This is a genomic window from Micromonospora antibiotica, from assembly GCF_017599305.1.
Taxonomy (GTDB): domain Bacteria; phylum Actinomycetota; class Actinomycetes; order Mycobacteriales; family Micromonosporaceae; genus Micromonospora; species Micromonospora antibiotica.
In genome coordinates this window covers 1-1,435 of record NZ_JAGFWR010000061.1, presented here as the reverse complement: position 1 = coordinate 1,435, position 1,435 = coordinate 1, and the positions used below count along the sequence as shown (strand labels likewise).

The 1,435-nt window shown below is 63.8% G+C and carries 1 protein-coding gene; it reads right to left on the bottom strand.

Features of this window, described 5'->3' with window-relative positions; all coding sequences use genetic code 11:
- Positions 1-1,435, bottom strand: a 1,435-nt coding sequence (locus JQN83_RS32580) for a beta-ketoacyl synthase N-terminal-like domain-containing protein (RefSeq protein WP_208570995.1), incomplete at both ends; no start/stop codon positions are given.

Genomic DNA, 1,435 nt, shown 5'->3' with positions numbered 1-1,435 from the left:
CTCCACCGACCGCGCCGACAACACCAACGGCACCGGCCCCACCGGCTCGCCGCCAGTGACCACAACCGGCTCCGGCTCGAGTTCCGGCTCATACTCCAGAACCACATGCGCATTCGTCCCACTGATCCCGAACGACGACACCCCCGCCCGACGCGGCCCCACACCCCCCCACACCCGCGCCTCAGTCAACAACTCCACCGCACCCGACGACCAATCAACATGCGGAGTCGGCACATCAACATGCAACGTCTTCGGCATCACCCCAGCACGCATCGCCAACACCATCTTGATCACACCAGCAACACCCGCCGCCGCCATCGTATGACCAACATTCGACTTCAACGAACCCAAAAACAACGGACGCTCCGCCGAATGCTCCCGACCATACGTCGCCAACAACGCCTGCGCCTCAATCGGATCACCCAACCTCGTCCCCGTACCATGCGCCTCCACCACATCCACCTCACCCGCCGACAACCCCCCATTCGCCAACGCCTGACGAATCACCCGCTCCTGCGACGGACCATGCGGAGCCGTCAAACCATTCGACGCACCATCCGAATTAACCGCACTACCCCGCACCACCGCCAACACCCGATGCCCATTCCGCCGCGCATCCGACAACCGCTCCAACACCACCACACCAACACCCTCACCCCACCCCGTACCATCCGCCGACGACGAAAACGCCTTACACCGACCATCAGCAGACAACCCACCCTGACGCGCAAACTCCACAAACATCCCCGGCGACCCCATCACCGACACCCCACCCGCCACCGCCAACGACACCTCACCCGACCGCAACGCCCCCACCGCCTGATGCACCGCCACCAACGACGACGAACACGCCGTATCCACCGACACCGCCGGACCACCCAAACCCAACACATACGCCACCCGACCCGACACCACACTCCCCGCCGAACCCGTCAACACATACCCACCAACACCCTCACCCGCCTCCCACAACCGCGGCCCATACTCCAAACCCATCACCCCCAAAAACACCCCCACCCCAACACCATCCAAACCAACACCCAAACCCGCACCCTCCAACGCCTCCCACACCACCTCCAACACCAACCGCTGCTGCGGATCCATCACCACAGCCTCACGCGGAGACACCCCAAAAAACTCCGCATCAAAAACCCCCGCACCCTCCAAAAACCCACCCCACCCCGGCACCCCACCACCCACCAAACCCTCCACATCCCACCCACGATCCACCGGCCACCCACCCACCACATCAACCCCACCCAACACCACATCCCACAAATCCCCCGGCGAACCCACCCCACCACCAAAACGACACCCCATCCCCACAATCGCCACCGCCTCACCCACACCCACACCCGCAACACCCACACCCGAACCCAAACCCACCACCAAACCCACCAACCGCTCCGCCACCAACACCGGAGTCGGAAAGTCG